The following is a 17,072-nucleotide window of genomic DNA, read 5'->3' as shown; positions in this document are numbered from 1 at the left end:
CGCCGGCATCCTCATCGCCGACTACTGGATCGTCCGCCGCACCTCGCTCGACCTCGCCGACCTCTACCGCCCGCACGGCCGCTACTGGTACACCGGCGGCTGGAACTGGCGCGCCCTGCTCGCCTTCCTCGTCGGCGGCCTGCTCGCCGTCGGCGGCTCCTACGGCGGCCCCTTCCCCGCCGACGGCCTGATCCCCCTCCTCAAGCCGCTGGCCGACTACGGCTGGGCGGTCGGCTTCGCCTCGTCCCTCGCGCTCTACACCGCGCTCGGCATCGGTTCCCGCAGAACGGCACGATGACGGCGGGGGCGGGGCCGCCGGGATCACTGGTAGCCCCGCCCCCGGTCGTCGGACGGCAGCACGGAGCCGTAGTGACGGCGGACCTGCTCGACCGGTACCCCTGGAACAACCTCTGACGCAGCGCACCCTCCATACGCCGCGGTCGCAGGCGGCGCAGGCCCGGCAAGGTACACACCGACAAAGCGCACGACCACCGGCTCATCCGCTCCTAACTGCGGCGACGCCGAATCACCGTCCGCATCGCCCGCCGCGGCATCGAGTCCTCGGCCCGCCTTGGCCGACACCGCTGGGTGATCGAGCGAACCGTGTCATCGCTGAGCAGCTTCCGCCGCTACGAGCGCAAGGGTGACCACTTCGCTGCCTTTGTCACATCGCTGCGCACCGTGGGCCGGCACGGCCCACGTCATCCTGTCCTGGATGTCGGCCTCTTGAAGGCCCTGCTCGCCTTCTCCGGCGCCGAGCTGACCGAGGAGGTGCCGGCGAGGCCGCTGCCGGGCCTCACCCCGTACTCGATCACCGACCCGGCGCGGCTGCGCACGGCCCTGGGGAGGATCCAGGTCTCCGGCCTCGCCTACGAGGAGCAGGAGGCGGCCATCGGGGGTGTGCTGCATCGCGGCCCCGGTTTTCACCGGCGGCCGCCCTGTCGGTGGCCGTCCCGCGGGCCCGTTTCAGTCCGGCCCGGCCGGCGCCCGCCGTGCGGACGGCGGCCCGGTGGCTCTCCCGCGTCCTGCGCACCGGTGGCTGACGGGTGCATGCCACACCCGGCCCGCTCCGCTCCGCCGGTCGGAGGAACGGGCGCACGCGGCGTACCGTCGAAAGTGTGGAGTTCACGGCCGACGGTCTTGTGTCGCGAGCCGCGCACGAACTCGGCTCGAGAGCGGACGAGCTGACAGCCGACGTGGAACGCTGCCTGCGGCGCGAGCTCCCGGGTCTGTGGGACGACCCGGACGTCGGCCGGACGGCCTCGCAGAGCATCGCCGAGCACATCCGTGCCGTGCTGTTCGGCCTCGAGCACGCCGTCGACCCGGGCAGCATCGCACGGCCGCCCGCCGACGAGGAGCGAGCGCGGAAACTGGCCCGGCGCGGTGTTCCGCTCAGTACCATGCTCCGCGGTTTCCGGCTGGCCCAGGGGGTCGCCCTCGACCGGCTGCTCGCGGAGATTCCCCGGCTCACCGGTGATCCGGAGCTGGTCGGCGCGGCGGCCCGCGAGCTGATCGCGATGGCGACCGCCTACGTGGACCGGACGTCCGAGCAGGGCGTCGCGGCGTTCCAGGAGGAACGGGACCGCAGGCTCCGCCGACGCACGGCCATGGTGAACGAGGCGGGCGCACGCATCGGGACCACACTCGACATCGCCCGCACCACCCAGGAGCTGGCGGACTTCGCCACGGAGTCCTTCGCCGATCTCGCCACCGTCGACCTGCTCGACCGCGTGCTCCGCGGACAGAACGGCACGAGGGACGGCCGGCTCCTGCTGCGCCGCACCGCCCAGGCACCGGCGTCCGGGACGGGCCCGGACCCGGCCGTGGCGCCGCAGCAGCTCCACACCCCACCGGACGGATCGCCGACCGCGCTCGCGCTGTCCGCCGGACGCGCCACCCGGCACGGCGGCGCGGCCGCGGTCGGTGAGCCGCCCGGTGCCTGTCTGGTGGTGCCGCTGCGCGCCCGCGGCACCACCCTGGGTGTCGCCGAGTTCACCCGGCACGGCGGCCCGGCCCGCTACGACGACGAGGACCTCCTCATCGCCCAGGAGATCGCCGCCAGGGCCGCGGTCGCCGTCGACAACGCCCGCCGCTACACGCACGCCCGCTCCACCGCGCTCACCCTGCAGCGCAGCCTGCTCCCGCGGGAGACGCCGGAGCAGTCGGCCGTGGACGTCGCCTACCGCTACCGGCCGGCCGGCTCCGAGGCCGGAGTGGGCGGCGACTGGTACGACGTCATCCCGCTCTCCGGCGCCCGGGTCGCCCTCGTGGTCGGCGACGTGGTCGGCCACGGCGTCCGCGCCGCCGCCACCATGGGCCGGCTGCGGACGGCCGTTCGCACCCTGGCCGACATCGACCTGCCGCCCGAGGAACTCCTCACCCACCTGGACGACGTCGTGCTGCGGCTGTCCGCCGAAGCCTCCGCCGGCCCCGACGCCGAGGCCGACGGGGACATCGGCGCCACCTGCCTGTACGCGGTCTACGACCCGGTCGCCCGCTGCTGCACCCTGGCCCGCGCCGGGCACGTGCCGCCCGCCGTGGTCGTCGGGGACGGCAAGGCGGACCTCCTGGACCTGCCCCCCGGCCCGCCGCTGGGCCTGGGCGGTCTGCCGTTCGAGACGGCGGAGATCGACCTGCCCGAGGGCAGCCTGATCGCCCTGTACACCGACGGCCTGATCCAGGCCCGCAGCCACGACGTCGACGCGGGCCTCGCCGCACTGCGGCACGCGCTCGCCAGGCCCGCCCCCTCCCTGGAGGCGGTCTGCGACACGGTGCTCGAGACCCTGCTGCCCGAGCGGCCCGACGACGACGTCGCGCTGCTCGTCGCACGCACCCGCGCCCTGGGGGCCGACCGGGTCGCCAGCTGGGACGTGGCCGCCGACCCGGCAGCCGTCGCCCGGGTCCGCACGGACGTCTCCCGGCAGCTGACCGCCTGGGGGCTGGAGGAGTTCGACTTCGGCGCCGCACTGGTGGTCAGCGAACTGGTCACCAACGCCGTCCGCTACGGCCGCCCCCCGATCAGCCTGCGCCTCATCCTCCCGAGGCCCCCCGGCGAACGGGGAGGCGCCGCCACCCGCACCCTGCTGTGCGAGGTGTCCGACGCCAGCAGCACCAGTCCGCACCTGCGCCGCGCCCGGATCTTCGACGAGGGCGGGCGCGGCCTGCTCCTGGTCGCCCGGTTCGCCGAGCACTGGGGTACCCGCCACGCCCGGCGCGGCAAGACGGTCTGGGCCGAACTGAAGGAGTCCGCCGACCTCCCGGCCCTGGCCTTCGGCTGACGGGCCCGGCGTCGTGGCTCGGGTCGTTCGGGCGGGCGCCGGTGCGCTGCGCGGACCGGTGCAGGCGTGCCCGGAGCGGCAGTCGGCGGGCCCGGGGCCGGGTGTGCGGGTACGGCCTTGCCGCGGTCGAGGCCACCTGCCGTGAGGGCGCGTCCGCCGGATGCCGCGGCGGGTGGCGTGCCGACGGGCGGGGGCCCGGGGCCGCTGGGAGGCTGGGCCGCGGTGGCCACCGCGGTGCCGAACCCCGGTGGCACTCTCGATGGGAGAAGACGTGATCACTACGGATTTCGTACCCGGTTCCCCGTGCTGGCTGGACCTCGGCGCCCCCGACGTGGACGCGGCGGCCGCCTTCTACACCGCCGTGTTCGGCTGGGAGGCCAAGTCCTACGGCGAGGAGGCCGGCGGCTACACGGCACTGCGCAACAAGGGCAAGGTGGTGGGGGCGATCGGCCCGCTCACCGAGGAGGGCGCCCGTTCCGCCTGGATGATCTACTACAGGACCACCGACGCGGACGCCGCCGCCGAGACCGTGGAGCGGCTCGGCGGCACCGTCCGGGCCGCGCCGATGGACGCCGGCGAGGACGGCCGGATGGCCCAGTTCTCCGACCCCCAGGGCGGGCAGTTCGCCGTCTGGCAGGCCGCCGCCGAACCCGGTCTGGAGGCCGTCGACGAGCCCGGCAGCCTGTGCTGGACGGAGCTCTACACCACCGACGAGGCCGCAGCCCGCGAGTTCTACGGCACCCTCTTCGGCTGGCAGACCGAGGCCATGCCGATGCCCGGCGACGCACCGGGCACCTACTGGCTGATCACCCCCGCCGGGCTCCCCGCGGACCGCATGCACGGCGGCCTGATGCAGCTGCCGCCCGAGCACCTGACGCTCACCAAGGGCCGCCCCTACTGGCACCCGGTGTTCGCCGTGGACGACACCGACGCCGCAGCCGCCCGGGTGAAGGCCAACGGCGGCAGCCTGCAGATGGAACCCGAAGACGCCCCCGGCGTCGGCCGGCTCGCCGTCTGCGTCGACCCCAACGGCGCCGACTTCGTCCTCCTCAAGCCCTCCCCGCCCAGCTGACCCTCAGGGGTGCGGGAAACTGCGTAATTCGGATATGGACGCTTGCACAGACCGTGGCTGCCCGTTCCCGGATTGCGCAGTTCCCGCGGCTTGCCGCGGTCAGCGGCGGCCCCAGGCCGTGATCAGGCCGGGGGAGAGGTCGGCGGCGGTGCCGTCGGCGAGGGCCTGTTCGGCCACGGCCAGGGTGTTCTCGGTGACCAGTCCGGTGGTGAGCATGGCCGGGCGGGACCGCTTCCAGGTGTCGAGCCAGAAGGCGGCGATCGGGCTGCCGACGGTCAGCGGCGGCACGGTGACCTCGGCGCCGACGCCGGTCAGGCCGATGCCGGCCAGCAGCCGCGGGTACTGCGGGGTCCAGCCGACGTCGGTGCCGATGGTGGTGTGCAGGGCCCGCCACATGGCGCGCATCGCCAGCCGGTACGGGCTGTCCGGCGGGGCGGCGGTGGTGAGGTCGATCGCGTCGCCGAGGACGAGGTGGCCGCCGGGGCGGAGCAGGCCGGCCAGCCGGGCCGCGACCTGCCGGTGTTCGGGGAGGTGCATCAGGACGAAGCGGGCGTGCACCAGGTCGAAGCGGCCGGGATCGAAGTCGGGGGCGGTGACGTCGGCGGCCAGGGTGTGGAGGGTGCCGCCGGCGTGCGGTTCGAGGAAGCGGACGTCCCGGTCGACGGCCAGCACTTCGGCGACGCCGACCTCCTCGGCGAGCCAGCGTGCGACGGTGCCGGTGCCGGCACCGACCTCCAGGCAGCGGCTGCCCGGTCCGACGCCGAGGGCGAGCAGGCGGCGGCGGGTGGTGTCGTCGTAGGCGAGCGAGCCCAGGTCGATGCGCTCGCCCTCGCCGGGCCGCCAGGGCTCGAAGAGCGCCTCGCCGTACCCGCCGCCCCGTGGCTGTCCGGACTGTTGGGGCCCTGCCGGATCGACGGCCATCCCGTCCTCCCGTCCCGCAGGTGCGGAGTGCACCGTGCCGACCATTCGAGACTAGGCATTGCGGGACGCACCCGCGCTGCGGTTCGGGAGGTGCCGAGTCGACCGGCCCGCCCCGGAGGCGGGGCGGGCCGTCGGGACGGCGTGGGTCAGCCGGCCAGGCCGCGGCTGATGACCAGGCGCTGGATCTGGTTGGTGCCCTCGAAGATCTGCATGATCTTCGCCTCGCGCATGTACCGCTCGACCGGGAAGTCCCGGGTGTAGCCGTAGCCGCCGAGCACCTGGACGGCGTCGGTGGTGACCTTCATGGCGGCGTCGGTGGCGATCAGCTTGGCGACGCTGGCCTGGCGGCTGAAGGGCCGGCCCGCGTCCCGGCGTCGGGCGGCGTCGAGGTAGGTGGCGCGGGCGGAGTCGACCGCGGCGGCCATGTCGGCGAGCAGGAAGCCCAGGCCCTGGTGGTCGATGATGCGGCGGCCGAAGGTCGTCCGCTCCTTCGCGTAGGCGACGGCGGCGTCCAGCGCGGACTGGGCGAGGCCGGTGGCGCAGGCGGCGATGCCGAGGCGGCCGTTGTCCAGCGCGCTGAACGCGATCTGCAGGCCCTGGCCCTCGGTGCCGATCAGGCGGTCGGCGCCGAGCAGCGCGCCGTCCCAGTGGGCGGAGGTGGTGGGGACGGCCTGCAGGCCCATCTTGCGCTCGGGCTTGCCGAAGGTCAGGCCCTCGGTCTCGCCCGGGGCGAGGAAGCAGGAGACGCCGTGGTTGCCGGGGCCGGTGCGGGCGAACAGGGCGTAGAAGTCGGCCTTGCCGCCGTGGGTGATCCACGCCTTGGTGCCGGTGATGCGGTACCCGCCGTCGGCGGCCTCGGCCTTGCAGCCGAGCCCGGCCGCGTCGGAGCCGGCCTGCGGCTCGGAGAGGCTGTAGCCGCCGACCATCGCGCCGCCGAGCATGTCCGGCAGCCAGCGCTTCTTCTGCTCCTCGGTGCCGAAGGCGTACAGCGGGTGGCAGGCCAGGGTGTGGACGCTGGTCGCCACGGCCACGGCGGCCCAGCGCGCGGCGAGCTCCTCGAGCACCTGGAGGTAGACCTCGTACGGCTGGCCGCCGCCGCCGTACTCCTCGGGGTAGGCCAGGCCCAGCAGGCCGGCCTTGCCCAGCAGGGTGAACAGGCCCTCGGGGTAGCTCTCGTCGTTCTCGTGCTGCTCGACCCGCGTCGCCAGCTCCCGGTCGGCGATCTCGCGGGTGAGCGCGATCAAGTCCTCGGCCTCCTGGGTGGGGAGGAGCCGGTCGACGGCCATGGGAACTCCAAACGGTACTCGTTGCGGTACTTCAGTACCGCATAGAGTAGACCATAAGGCCCTGGAATACTGGACGCGTGATCGAACCCCACCCCGGCGACGCCCCGAAGCTGACCGGACGCGGCGCCGCCCGCCGGACTGAACTGTTCGAGGAATTGACCGCCCTCCTGATCGCCGAAGGCTTCGCCCAGCTGACCCTGGACGACCTGGCCGCCCGGCTGCGCTGCTCCAAGCGCACGCTGTACGGCCTCGCGGGCAGCAAGGAGCAGCTCGTCCGGGCGGCCGTGGTGCACTTCTTCAGGCGCGCCACCGTGCGCGTGGAGGGGGCACTGGCCGCCGAGAGCGACCCGGCCGAGCGGCTGGCCGCCTACCTCACCGCGGTGGCCGCCGAACTCGCCCCGGTGTCCGGGCGGTTCTTCGACGACCTGGCGGACTTCGAGCCCGCGGCCGAGGTGTACGAGCGCAACACCCGTGCGGCGGCGCGGCGCGTCCAGGAGCTGATCGACGAGGGTGTGGCCGACGGGGCCTTCCGCGAGGTGCACGTGGCCTTCGCCGCCGACGTGATCACCTCGGTGATGGTGCGGATCCAGCAGCGCCAGGTGGCCGCCGCCACCGGGCTGGCCGACGCCGACGCCTACGCCCACCTCGCCGAGCTGCTGCTGCACGGCCTCGCCCGCTGAGCGTCCGCGGGGCCGGCGGGTCGGCGGGACCTTCGGCGGCGGCCCGGGTGCGGCGGCCCGGGCGCGGTGGTGTCGCCGGAACTAGCCTGGGAGGAGGAGGCGATGGACATGCTTGCTGACGCACCACTCCTTCCCGTCATCCCGGTTGCCGACCTGGAACGGGCCAAGGCTTTCTACCGCGACACGCTGGGGCTGGCTCTCGTCGAGGAGAATCCGGCGGAGGTCACCTTCGAGTGCGGCGGCACCCGCTTCGGCATGTACGAGACGCCGTACGGCGGCCAGGCCGAGCACACCCTGGCCAGCTGGAAGGTCTCGAGCCTGGACGCCGAGATGAAGGCGCTGCGCGACCGCGGAGTCACCTTCGAGGACTACGACCTGCCCGACCTGAAGACCGTCGACGGCGTCGCGGAGGCCGAGGGGATGCGCGCCGCCTGGTTCAAGGACACCGAGGGCAACATCCTCTGCGTGACCGAGCAGACCGGCGGCTGACCGGCAGGGTGCGCAGCGGTCGGGCCGCCCGTCCGAGGGACGGCCCGACGGGCGTTCAGCGGCTGGAGGCCTCCAGTGCCTCGCGGGTGATCTGGTCGAACCTGGCGGCCATCGCCGCGGCGAGTGCCTGCGCCCCGGAGAGGGGGCGGACCATGACCGTGAGGTCGTCGATCAGGCCGTTCTCGTCGGTGTGCAGGAAGTCGCAGCCGTCGACCCGCCGGCCGTCGACCGTCGCGGTGAACGCCAGCGCATGGCCGCGGCCGTCCGGGCTCTCGAACTCCCGCACGTAGCGGAAGTCCTCGAAGACCTGCATCACCGCGCGCAGGATCGCCGCGGTGATCGCCTTGCCCGGGTACGGCTTGAAAGCGACGGGGCTGGTGAACACGACGTCCTCGGCGAGCAGCGCCTCGAGCGCGGCTGGGTCGCGCCGCTCCACGGCCTCGCGGAAGGGGTGCATCCGGTCACCTCCACAGAAACCACATACTCAAATAGTTGACTAGGTGCATCGGACACTAGGCCCCACCCCCGGCCGCTGTCCAGGGCAGCACCGGAGACGGCCCCGCGCGCGGGCTACGCTGTCCCAATGGCGTTGCGCAACGCGGTCATGGCCGCACTTCTGGAGGGCGAGGCGTCCGGGTACGACCTGGCCAAGGAGTTCGACGCGTCCGTCGCCAACTACTGGATGGCCACCCCCCAGCAGCTCTACCGGGAGCTCGAGCGGATGGAGGCCGAGGGCCTCGTCCGGGCCCGTACCGTCCAGCAGGAGCGGCGGCCCAACAAGCGCCTCTTCTCGCTCACCGAGGCCGGCCGGGAGCAGTTGCGCGTCTTCACCGCCGACCCGCTGCGCCCCGGCGCCGTCCGCGACGAACTGATGGTGAAGGTCAGGGCCGTGGACGCCGGCGACCTGGACGGCGTGCGGGCTGCGATCACCGAGCGGATCACCTGGGCCGAGGCCAAGCTCGCCCGCTACGGGCGGCTGCGGACCAGGCTCCTCGACGGGCACGGCGAGGACGAGTTCCTCGCCCGGGCCGAGCGGGTGGGCCCCTACCTCACCCTGCTGCGCGGCATCGCCTTCGAGGAGGAGAACATCCGCTGGGGGCGCCTGGCCCTCGCCGTCCTGGAACGCCGCGCGGCCGCCGTGCAGTGACCGGCGGAGAACCGGTGCCGCCTCGGCAGCCGGCCGCCACTGCCGCCAGGGGCCGTCGGGCAATCTCCCTGCCGGAACCGGTACATGACGACCTGTCGGACGAACAGTTCCGCCATGATTCCCGGATCGCGGCGCACCCGCGGCCGGCCTCCGGGAGAATCCCTCCGTGGCAGAGTTCCTCGAGTTCGAATTCGCCGACGGCCAGTCGGTCAGGCTGCGCACCTTCCCCGTGGACGGACCGGCCACCGTCGCCGACCCGGAGGGCGGACCGGTGGCCCGCCGCCCGGCACTCAGGCCTCCTCCGGGGGGCCCGGGCGCCGGGGACTGAGCCGGGTGGCTGCCTGCCTTTGCGGGGCGCCGGCCGCCGGGAGACGCTGGACGGCGGACGGCTGCCCGTCCGCCGAGTCGAGGAGGTCAAGGCGTGAGGTTCATTCAGATCATCGAGTACCGGACGAGCCGCATCGACGAGTTCAACGCCCTGCTGGACAGCTGGGTGGAGAAGAACGAGGGGAACCGTCTGGCGACGAGGGCCCTGCAGACCCGCGACCGCGACGCGGAGAACGTGTACCTGAACATCGTGGAGTTCCCCTCCTACGAGCAGGCGATGGCCAACTCCGACCGCCCGGAGACGGCGGAGTTCGCGGCGCAGGCCGCGGCGCTGTGCGACGGGCCCCCGGTGTTCCGGAACCTCGACCTGCTGAACGAACGGACCCTCCAGGACTGAACGCCGGCCGGGACGGCTGGGCCGCGGCTCAGCCGTCCCGGCCCTGCCACGTGGTCACGCACGCCTCGTTCCCCTCCGGGTCGGACAGCACCCAGAAGGCAGGGGCACGGGCCGCGGAGACCATTCGGCCCCCGGCCGCCAGCGCAGCTTCGATCCGCCGGGGCGCCTCGTCGTGCGGCACGGAAATGTCCAGGTGGATGCGGTTGCGTTGCGGGCGCGCCTCGTCCATCTGCTGGAACCAGACCGCGGGCCCGGGGCCGAGCGGGTCGATCAGCGGATCTTCCGGTCCTCCGCCGCCGGGCTCGTCGGTGTAGCCGAGGACCGCCTTCCAGAACGGCCGGATCCCGGCGATGTCCAGCGCGTCGATCCCGATCTCCACGAGCTGGACGGACCGCGGTGCCCGCGTCCCGATCCCCGGCTCCGTCCGCAGCCCCGCCCCGTGCACGGCGGCGGAGATCCGGTGCGCGAGTTCGACGTCCCGGGTGGTGACCGCCGCGTGGTCCGACGACTGCAGGGCGAGCAGCACCGTCCCGCGGCGTACGTCGACCCGGAGATGCCGATCGGCATCACTGCCGCACACCGCCACGGCCTCCGACGCCAGGGCTGTTCCCTGAGCCAGCGACCGGACCGGGACGAACGTCTGCAGAGTGCCCAGCACGTAGCGCCAGCCGTGGTCGTTGACCGCCTCGGACGCCGCCGGGCCGCTCAGTGGTTGCTCCATCCCGCCATGCTGGCAGCCCGTTCCCGCGGCCGGCGGGCCTTCGCGCAAACCCTTGAAATCCTACTAATAACTGGCCTGAGGCGCCCTGCCGCGCAGGGGCCCGCAAGGTGGTGACCGTCCGCTCCGGCCCGCCCCGTCCGGGTGGTGACCGTCTTTCGGCACCCGCCGGGACGGCGCCGGTCAGTCCTCGCACAGCTGGGAGCGGAGGGTCTCGAAGGCCCACTGCTCCCAGGCGTGCGGCGTCCAGCCGCGGTCCCGGACGAACAGCAGGTACACCTCGGTGCTGAGCAGTCCGTACAGCAGGTCCGCGGCCCGTTCGGCCGGGACTCCCGGGCGGGCGCCCGGCTTGCCGACCAGGGCCGCGGCGGCCGCCGCCTGGACGGTGAGCCGAGGGTCGTTCTCCTTCGGCCAGAGCGCGGCGACCTCGGGATCGGTCGCGCAGGCCACGCAGACCATCTCGTCGATGGCCGCCATCCGGTCGAGGATCGCCCTGGTCCCACCGACGTGCGCCCTCAGGTGCTCCTCGGCGGTCGGGGCGGCCAGCGCGTCGCGGAACCACGGCCGGTCCATGGTGGCCACCGGCTCGTCGTCGCCGGCGACGGTGACGTCCACCAGCTCCTTGAGCAGCGACCGCTTGTTGCCGAAGGTGAAGTAGATCGTCTGTACGGCGACGCCCGCCCGGTCGGCCACGTGCTGCAGCGTGGTCGCCCCGTATCCCTGCTCGGTGAACAGACCGCGCGCGGCGTCCAGCATCCGGCGCCGCGTCTCCCTTGCCTTCTCGGTCCGCCGACCGCCGCCCCTGACCTCGCTCATGGGGTGGAGCCTAGTCCGGCGATTCGCTAGAGTCCGGCTCTAGAGATTGACTCTAGTGACTGGGGGCGGGATGAGGGTTCTCGTACTGGGCGGCTACGGCGCCGTCGGCGCCAGGATCGTGGATCGGCTGCGGGCCGGCGGCGACACGGCATGGGCCGCGGGGCGCGACCCGGCGCGGGCCGACCGGGTGCTCGATCTGCGGGCGGTGCGGGACGGCGAGGGCGGGGCGTACCGGGCGGCGCTGGCCGATGCGGACGTCGTGGTCAACGCGTCGGGGGCCGAGGATCCCGCTCTCGCCGTGGCGGCCGCGGACTTCGGGACGGCGTTCGTCGACATCACCGCGAGCACGTCCTGCGTCGCCGCCCTGGAGGCGCTGGAGCCCGCCGCGCCGGTGCTGCTCAGCGTGGGGCTCGCCCCCGGGCTGAGCGGAATGCTGGCCACCGCGCTGCACGCGGCGGCACCCGGGCCGATCGACCTCGCCGTGGTCCTGGGCGCCGGTGAACGGCACGGCGCCGCGGCGACCGAGTGGAGCTACCGGCTGCTCGGCCGGCACTTCCCGGACACCCGCGGCGGCAGGCCCGTCCGCAACTACACCCGCCCGGAGGCCTTCGAGATCCCCGGACTCGGGCGACGCCGGCTGTACCGGGCGGACTTCTCCGACCAGCACACGCTGACCGCCCGTCTGGGCGCCCCCGTGCGCAGCTACTTCGGACTGGACTCCCGGGCGGCCACCGCGGCACTGGCGGTGATGACCAGGGTGCCGGGCGCGGACCGGGCGCCCCGCGGGATGCACCTGCCCGGCACGGACCGCTGGTGGGTCCTCGCCCGGGGCGCGGAGGGCGCCGCGCGGTGGGCCCACGGCCGGTCGCAGTCGCACGCGACCGCCGTGCTGGCCGTGCTGGCCGCCCGGGCCGCGACCGGTCTGGCAGCGGGCGTCCACCACCTGCCCGACGTCCTCCCGCTGGCCGACGTCCCCGAAGGCCTCGGCATCGAGTTCCGGTGAATGCCGCGGACCGGGCGGACCGGGCGGTCAGCCGGTGATGGAGAAGAAGATCGTGTCCTGGGTGTACCAGTCGATGTTCTCGGTGGCGTACTCCCACTCGGTGTGCTCGAACTCGAGCTTCTCGATCAGTTCATGGACGTCGTACGTGAAGCCGTCGTCCATCCGGTCGAGCACGGCACGGTAGGCGTCCGCCGCGGGCTTGGCCTTGGCCAGGGGGAACATGCCGATGTGCGGCCCGTCCACGGGGAAGGGGATGTGGAACGGGATCTCCTCCGGCGGGCCCGAGAACAGGTGGTCGTGCAGGAGCAGGTCGGCGCTCACGCCCAGGCGGCGCAGTTCCTCGTCGAGCAGGCCGAAGAAGGTGGAGGGCTTGGAGTACACGCCGAGTTCGGAGGGATCGGAGGCGTTGCAGTCGATGACGTGCTGGAGGGCCCGGTAGTAGGCGCCGGCCGCGTAGTCGGCGTCCGAACCCGCGTGACCGGCCACGAGGTGGTCGAGCGCATCGGGGACGGACAGGCCCCAGTCGATGCCCTGGCGGTCGAGTTCGAGCTGGCTCCTCCGTGCCATGTCGCGCATCATGCCGAGGACGCGTTGCTGGTCCGGCGTCAGGCGGTCGGCGGCCCCGAGGAATCCCAGGACGTCGGCTTTGTCGGCAGTGCTGTACGAAATGATCCGGCTCATGATCGCTATGGTGCCGGCCGTCGCTGACACCGGCACAGGTCCCGTGCCGCCGCGGCCGGGACGCGGCCGGTCCGGGGCGGTGCGCTGCCGGTCGAGTCGGGTGGGCCGGGTGTCAGGGCCAGGGCGTGCCGTCGTCCGCGGTGTCCTGGTCGCCGAGGTTGTCGAGGTCCTGCTCCGTCACCACGTGCACGGCCGCTTCCTCCGCGCCGGCCGCGCCGGCGTCGATGCCCACGTCGGCGGCGTAGAGCCCCGTCGTCCTCGGGTGGGCTCCTTCGTCGGGGGCGACCAGGCGCCCGGCCCGCACGGTGCCCGCCTCGGGGTCGACCGGCTCGCCGTCGCCGTCGGCCAGGTCGCCGATGCGATCGCCCGGGTCCGGGTCCTGGTCGGGGAGCTCGCGGGCCAGCCGCTCGTCGAGCGACTCGCGGTCGCGCTGCTCCCCGGCCGTGGTTCCGGCCTGCTGGACGCCGAGCGGTCTCTCGGGCGGTGACCAGCCCTCGTCGAGGAGCTCGTCGTAGGTCCGCTCGTCGAGCGCGTTCTGCAGGTCCAACGCGGATGCGTCGGCCTGCTCGCCGCTGCTGTCCGCGGGCTGGTAGACCTCGTCCCCCCTGCCACTGTCGCTCATCACGGCCTCCCGATCGTCTCTGTCCCCCTTCCCCCTGGTGGGCGCGTGTACCCGCATCCACCGAGGACACCCGTGCCGGAAAGGCGGGGCGCGGCGTCGGGGGAGGGGCTCCGGACACGGCGAGTGAGCCCCCGGAGGCGGCCCGTACCCGATCGCACCGGCCGGCGCCGCCTCCGGGCCTGCCGCCACCCGGGTGACATGTGCGTCTGGTCGCATCGCTCCTTGCTAAAATACTAGGACGTCCTACTATCTTCCCGAGTAGTCTCACCGAACCGATTGAGGGCCTCCATGAGTGACCTGCACCGTCCCGTGCACCCCGTCCGACTGGTCACCGCGTCGGCACTGTTCGACGGGCACGACGCGTCGATCAACATCATGCGGCGGATCTTCCAGTCCCAGGGCGCCGAGGTCATCCACCTCGGGCACAACCGGTCCGTGCAGGAGGTCGTGGACGCCGCGCTCGAGGAGGACGCCCACGGCGTGGCCGTCTCGTCCTACCAGGGCGGTCACGTGGAGTACTTCGAGTACCTCGTCGACCGGCTGCGCGAGGCCGGGGCCGAGCACATCCGCGTGGTCGGCGGCGGCGGGGGCGTGATCGTGCCCGAGGAGATCGCCCGGCTGCGCAGCAGCGGCGTGACGATCTTCTCGCCCGAGGACGGCCAGCGGATGGGCCTGGCCGGCATGGTCAACTCGGTGGTGAAGGACTGCGACTTCGACCTGTGGGACGGCCGGTCGGCCGACGTGGACGCGCTGCTCGCCGGCGACCGGTTCGCGATCGCCCGCAGCATCACCGGCGCGGAGCTGGGCAAGCTGCCCGCGGATTTCCTGGAGCGGGCGCGCGCCGCCGCCGCAGCACGGGTGACCCCGGTCCTGGGCATCACCGGCACCGGCGGCTCCGGCAAGTCCTCACTGACCGACGAGCTGGTCCGCAGGTTCCGCGTCGACCAGCAGGACAAGCTGCGGATCGCGGTCATCGCGGTCGACCCGACCCGGCGCCGCGGCGGCGGCGCGCTGCTGGGCGACCGGATCCGGATGAACTCCCTGGACGGGAGCCGGGTCTTCTTCCGCAGCCTGGCCACCCGCGGCAGCCACGAGCTGCCCGAGCACCTGTCCGACGTGCTCGACGTCGTCAAGGCCGCCGGCTTCGACCTGGTGATCGTCGAGACGCCCGGCATCGGCCAGGGCGACGCCGCCATCGTGCCCTTCGTCGACACCTCGCTGTACGTGATGACGCCGGAGTTCGGCGCCGCCTCCCAGCTCGAGAAGATCGACATGCTCGACTTCGCCGACGTCGTCGCCATCAACAAGTTCGAGCGCCGCGGCGCCAAGGACGCCCTGCGCGACGTGGGCCGCCAGCTGGTCCGCAACCGCGAGGCGTTCGGCATGCGGCCCGAGGACATGCCGGTGTTCGGCACCTCCGCGGCCACCTTCAACGACGACGGGGTCACCGCGCTCTACCAGAGCCTGAAGACCGCTCTCGCCGAGCACGGGCTGCCGCTGACCGAGGGCGCCCTGCCGGAGGTCTCCGTACGCCACTCCTCCGGCATCCGCCAGGTCGTCCCCGCCGAGCGGGTGCGCTACCTCGCCGAGATCACCGAGACGGTCCGCGGCTACCACGCCGAGACCGAGCGGCTCACCGAGGCGGCCCGGTCGGTGCAGCGCCTGGACGTGGTCCGCGGCCAGCTCGCCGGCGCCGGCCACGACGCGGCGAACGTCGAGGCACTGCTGTCGACCGCCCGCAAGCAGCTCCCGCACGAGGTCACCGAGCAGATCGAGAACTGGCCGGCCGTGGTGGCCTCCTACTCGGGCGACGAGCAGGTCGTCGTCGTCCGGGACAAGGAGATCCGCACCAAGCTGACCCGCGAGTCCCTGTCGGGCAACCGGATCCCGCGCGTGGCGCTGCCCCGGTTCACCGACCACGGCGAACTGGTGGGCTTCTGGCGCCGTGAGAACCTGCCCGGGCTCTTCCCGTTCACCGCGGGCGTGTTCCCGTTCAAGCGGGACGGCGAGGACCCGGCCCGCATGTTCGCGGGCGAGGGCGACCCGTTCCGCACCAACCGCCGGTTCAAGCTGCTCTCCGAGGGACAGCCCGCCACCCGGCTGTCCACCGCCTTCGACTCGGTCACCCTCTACGGCCGCGACCCCGACGAGCGCCCCGACATCTACGGCAAGGTCGGCACCTCCGGCGTCTCGGTCGCGACCCTGGCGGACATGAAGGCGCTCTACGACGGCTTCGACCTCGCCGCGCCCACCACCTCGGTGTCCATGACCATCAACGGTCCGGCGCCCACCGTCCTGGCGTTCTTCCTCAACACCGTGATCGACCAGCAGACCGAGGCCTTCCGTGCCGCCGAGGGCCGAGACCCGTCGGCCGAGGAGGCGGCCGGGCTGCGTGCGCACGCGCTGGCGAACGTCCGCGGGACGGTGCAGGCGGACATCCTCAAGGAGGACCAGGGCCAGAACACCTGCCTGTTCTCGACCGAGTTCTCGCTGCGGATGATGGCCGACATCCAGGAGTGGTTCATCGCCAACAAGGTCCGCAACTTCTACTCCGTCTCCATCTCCGGCTACCACATCGCCGAAGCCGGCGCGAACCCGATCAGCCAGCTCGCCTTCACCCTCGCCAACGGCTTCACCTACGTCGAGGCGTACCTGGCCCGCGGCATGCACATCGACGACTTCGCGCCCAACCTGTCGTTCTTCTTCTCCAACGGCATGGACCCGGAGTACTCGGTGCTCGGCCGGGTCGCCCGGCGGATCTGGGCCGTCGCGATGAAGCAGAAGTACGGCGGCAACGAGCGCTCCCAGAAGCTGAAGTACCACGTGCAGACCTCGGGCCGCTCGCTGCACGCCCAGGAGATGGACTTCAACGACATCCGCACCACCCTGCAGGCGCTGATCGCCATCTACGACAACGCCAACTCGCTGCACACCAACGCCTACGACGAGGCCGTCACCACCCCCTCCGAGGAGTCGGTGCGCCGGGCGCTGGCCATCCAGCTCATCATCAACCGCGAGTGGGGCCTCGCCATGAACGAGAACCCCCTGCAGGGCTCGTTCGTCATCGACCAGCTCACCGACCTCGTCGAGGAGGCGGTGCTCGCCGAGTTCGACCGCATCAACGAGCGCGGCGGCGTGCTCGGCGCCATGGAGACCGGCTACCAGCGCGGCCGCATCCAGGACGAGTCGATGCTGTACGAGCAGCGCAAGCACGACGGCAGCCTGCCCATCATCGGCGTCAACACCTTCCGCCGTCCCGGCGGCGACGGCGAGCCCCAGCAGCTGGAGCTCGCCCGCGCCACCACGGCCGAGAAGGAGTCCCAGCTGCAGCGCGTCCGCGACTACCAGCGAGGGCACGGCGCGGAGGCCGCGGAGGCGATCGCCCGGCTGAAGACGGCCGCCATCAGCGGCGAGAACGTCTTCGAGGTCCTCATGGACGCCGCCCGGGTCTGCTCCCTGCAGCAGGTCACCGAGGCCTTCTTCGAGGTCGGCGGCCAGTACCGCAGGAACGTGTGAGGCACACCGACGGCAGCGCCTGACCGGGCGGGGGGGGGGGGGCCCCCCGGCGCGGCCCCCCCGCGGGGCCCGGCGCGGCGCGGCGCGCCGCGCCCCGCCCGGGGGCGCGGGGGGCCCCG

The 17,072-nt window shown here is 73.2% G+C and carries 17 protein-coding genes and 2 pseudogenes; 12 read left to right on the top strand and 7 right to left on the bottom strand.

All coding sequences use genetic code 11. The annotated features are described in order from the left end of the window. The 5 genes and pseudogenes from AB0M03_RS37620 to AB0M03_RS37600 form a co-directional block, all read left to right on the top strand. The coding region (locus AB0M03_RS37620) for a cytosine permease (protein WP_363500636.1) at positions 1 to 298 on the top strand (298 nt) is incomplete at its 5' end. Positions 299 to 426: 128 nt separating this feature from the next. Then, positions 427 to 648, top strand: a pseudogene (locus AB0M03_RS37615) (IS5/IS1182 family transposase); the annotation flags it as partial. A gap of 72 nt (positions 649 to 720) precedes the next feature. Continuing rightward, positions 721 to 1,043, top strand: a pseudogene (locus tag AB0M03_RS37610) (IclR family transcriptional regulator C-terminal domain-containing protein); the annotation flags it as partial. A gap of 75 nt (positions 1,044 to 1,118) precedes the next feature. Then, a complete protein-coding gene (locus tag AB0M03_RS37605) occupies positions 1,119 to 3,278 on the top strand; it encodes a SpoIIE family protein phosphatase (RefSeq protein WP_363500633.1) in 2,160 nt (719 codons plus the stop codon). A 271-nt stretch (positions 3,279 to 3,549) separates the two neighbouring features. Further along, positions 3,550 to 4,350: a VOC family protein gene (locus AB0M03_RS37600; RefSeq protein ID WP_363500630.1), complete on the top strand. Its 801-nt coding sequence runs from the start codon at positions 3,550 to 3,552 to the stop codon at positions 4,348 to 4,350. Between the two features lie 99 nt (positions 4,351 to 4,449). On the opposite strand, the gene AB0M03_RS37595 is transcribed toward AB0M03_RS37600, so the two are convergent. Next, a complete protein-coding gene (locus AB0M03_RS37595) occupies positions 4,450 to 5,271 on the bottom strand; it encodes a class I SAM-dependent methyltransferase (protein WP_363500627.1) in 822 nt (273 codons plus the stop codon). Positions 5,272 to 5,417: 146 nt separating this feature from the next. Beyond that, a complete protein-coding gene (locus AB0M03_RS37590; protein ID WP_363500624.1) occupies positions 5,418 to 6,557 on the bottom strand; it encodes an acyl-CoA dehydrogenase family protein in 1,140 nt (379 codons plus the stop codon). 77 nt (positions 6,558 to 6,634) lie between these two features. On the opposite strand from AB0M03_RS37590, the gene AB0M03_RS37585 reads away from it, so the two are divergent. Next, the gene (locus AB0M03_RS37585; protein WP_363500621.1) at positions 6,635 to 7,237 is read left to right on the top strand and encodes a TetR/AcrR family transcriptional regulator; all 603 of its coding nucleotides are present in this window, start codon (positions 6,635 to 6,637) and stop codon (positions 7,235 to 7,237) included. 102 nt (positions 7,238 to 7,339) lie between these two features. Then, positions 7,340 to 7,726 carry a VOC family protein gene (locus AB0M03_RS37580; RefSeq protein ID WP_363500618.1) on the top strand — a complete coding sequence of 129 codons (387 nt, stop codon included), beginning with the start codon at positions 7,340 to 7,342 and terminating at the stop codon, positions 7,724 to 7,726. A 55-nt stretch (positions 7,727 to 7,781) separates the two neighbouring features. On the opposite strand, the gene AB0M03_RS37575 is transcribed toward AB0M03_RS37580, so the two are convergent. After that, a complete protein-coding gene (locus AB0M03_RS37575) occupies positions 7,782 to 8,183 on the bottom strand; it encodes a nuclear transport factor 2 family protein (protein WP_363500615.1) in 402 nt (133 codons plus the stop codon). A gap of 126 nt (positions 8,184 to 8,309) precedes the next feature. Between AB0M03_RS37575 and AB0M03_RS37570 the strand changes: the two genes are divergently transcribed. The 3 genes from AB0M03_RS37570 (at position 8,310) to AB0M03_RS37560 (ending at position 9,597) form a co-directional block, all read left to right on the top strand. After that, positions 8,310 to 8,873: a PadR family transcriptional regulator gene (locus tag AB0M03_RS37570; RefSeq protein WP_363500612.1), complete on the top strand. Its 564-nt coding sequence runs from the start codon at positions 8,310 to 8,312 to the stop codon at positions 8,871 to 8,873. Between the two features lie 166 nt (positions 8,874 to 9,039). Continuing rightward, positions 9,040 to 9,201, top strand: a complete 162-nt coding sequence (locus tag AB0M03_RS37565) for a hypothetical protein (RefSeq protein WP_363500609.1) — start codon at positions 9,040 to 9,042, stop codon at positions 9,199 to 9,201. Between the two features lie 93 nt (positions 9,202 to 9,294). After that, complete coding sequence (locus tag AB0M03_RS37560; RefSeq protein ID WP_363500606.1) at positions 9,295 to 9,597, top strand: hypothetical protein; 303 nt, start codon at positions 9,295 to 9,297, stop codon at positions 9,595 to 9,597. A 28-nt stretch (positions 9,598 to 9,625) separates the two neighbouring features. Here the strand turns inward: AB0M03_RS37560 and AB0M03_RS37555 are convergent, their stop codons facing one another. Both AB0M03_RS37555 and AB0M03_RS37550 read right to left on the bottom strand, forming a co-directional pair. Next, complete coding sequence (locus tag AB0M03_RS37555) at positions 9,626 to 10,318, bottom strand: VOC family protein (RefSeq protein ID WP_363500603.1); 693 nt, start codon at positions 10,316 to 10,318, stop codon at positions 9,626 to 9,628. A 180-nt stretch (positions 10,319 to 10,498) separates the two neighbouring features. Continuing rightward, positions 10,499 to 11,131, bottom strand: coding sequence for a helix-turn-helix domain-containing protein (locus AB0M03_RS37550; RefSeq protein WP_363500600.1), 633 nt, complete (start codon positions 11,129 to 11,131; stop codon positions 10,499 to 10,501). A 70-nt stretch (positions 11,132 to 11,201) separates the two neighbouring features. On the opposite strand from AB0M03_RS37550, the gene AB0M03_RS37545 reads away from it, so the two are divergent. Further along, on the top strand, positions 11,202 to 12,134 hold the full coding sequence (locus AB0M03_RS37545; protein WP_363500597.1) for a hypothetical protein: 933 nt from the start codon (positions 11,202 to 11,204) through the stop codon (positions 12,132 to 12,134). A gap of 27 nt (positions 12,135 to 12,161) precedes the next feature. On the opposite strand, the gene AB0M03_RS37540 is transcribed toward AB0M03_RS37545, so the two are convergent. Next, positions 12,162 to 12,815, bottom strand: coding sequence for a hypothetical protein (locus AB0M03_RS37540; protein WP_363500594.1), 654 nt, complete (start codon positions 12,813 to 12,815; stop codon positions 12,162 to 12,164). 112 nt (positions 12,816 to 12,927) lie between these two features. Next, entirely contained in the window at positions 12,928 to 13,437 is a 510-nt protein-coding gene (locus tag AB0M03_RS37535) for a DUF5709 domain-containing protein (RefSeq protein ID WP_363500591.1), read from the bottom strand. Between the two features lie 288 nt (positions 13,438 to 13,725). Here AB0M03_RS37535 and icmF point away from each other — a divergent pair, with 288 nt between their 5' ends. Further along, complete coding sequence (gene icmF, locus AB0M03_RS37530; protein ID WP_363500588.1) at positions 13,726 to 16,953, top strand: fused isobutyryl-CoA mutase/GTPase IcmF; 3,228 nt, start codon at positions 13,726 to 13,728, stop codon at positions 16,951 to 16,953. Positions 16,954 to 17,072 lie beyond the last annotated feature (119 nt).

Origin of the sequence: Kitasatospora sp. NPDC051914 (assembly GCF_040680995.1) — a bacterium.
Taxonomy (GTDB): domain Bacteria; phylum Actinomycetota; class Actinomycetes; order Streptomycetales; family Streptomycetaceae; genus Kitasatospora.
This window is presented reverse-complemented; position numbering and strand designations above follow the sequence as displayed.

Excerpts from the sequence above, each read along its gene's own strand:
- AB0M03_RS37595 (WP_363500627.1), bottom strand. The coding sequence starts at position 5,271 with ATGGCCGTCGATCCGGCAGGGCCCCAACAGTCCGGACAGCCACGGGGC.
- AB0M03_RS37590 (WP_363500624.1), bottom strand. The coding sequence starts at position 6,557 with ATGGCCGTCGACCGGCTCCTCCCCACCCAGGAGGCCGAGGACTTGATC.
- AB0M03_RS37580 (WP_363500618.1), top strand. The coding sequence starts at position 7,340 with ATGGACATGCTTGCTGACGCACCACTCCTTCCCGTCATCCCGGTTGCC.
- AB0M03_RS37575 (WP_363500615.1), bottom strand. The coding sequence starts at position 8,183 with ATGCACCCCTTCCGCGAGGCCGTGGAGCGGCGCGACCCAGCCGCGCTC.
- AB0M03_RS37570 (WP_363500612.1), top strand. The coding sequence starts at position 8,310 with ATGGCGTTGCGCAACGCGGTCATGGCCGCACTTCTGGAGGGCGAGGCG.
- AB0M03_RS37555 (WP_363500603.1), bottom strand. The coding sequence starts at position 10,318 with ATGGAGCAACCACTGAGCGGCCCGGCGGCGTCCGAGGCGGTCAACGAC.
- AB0M03_RS37550 (WP_363500600.1), bottom strand. The coding sequence starts at position 11,131 with ATGAGCGAGGTCAGGGGCGGCGGTCGGCGGACCGAGAAGGCAAGGGAG.
- AB0M03_RS37545 (WP_363500597.1), top strand. The coding sequence starts at position 11,202 with ATGAGGGTTCTCGTACTGGGCGGCTACGGCGCCGTCGGCGCCAGGATC.
- AB0M03_RS37540 (WP_363500594.1), bottom strand. The coding sequence starts at position 12,815 with ATGAGCCGGATCATTTCGTACAGCACTGCCGACAAAGCCGACGTCCTG.
- AB0M03_RS37535 (WP_363500591.1), bottom strand. The coding sequence starts at position 13,437 with ATGAGCGACAGTGGCAGGGGGGACGAGGTCTACCAGCCCGCGGACAGC.
- icmF (WP_363500588.1), top strand. The coding sequence starts at position 13,726 with ATGAGTGACCTGCACCGTCCCGTGCACCCCGTCCGACTGGTCACCGCG.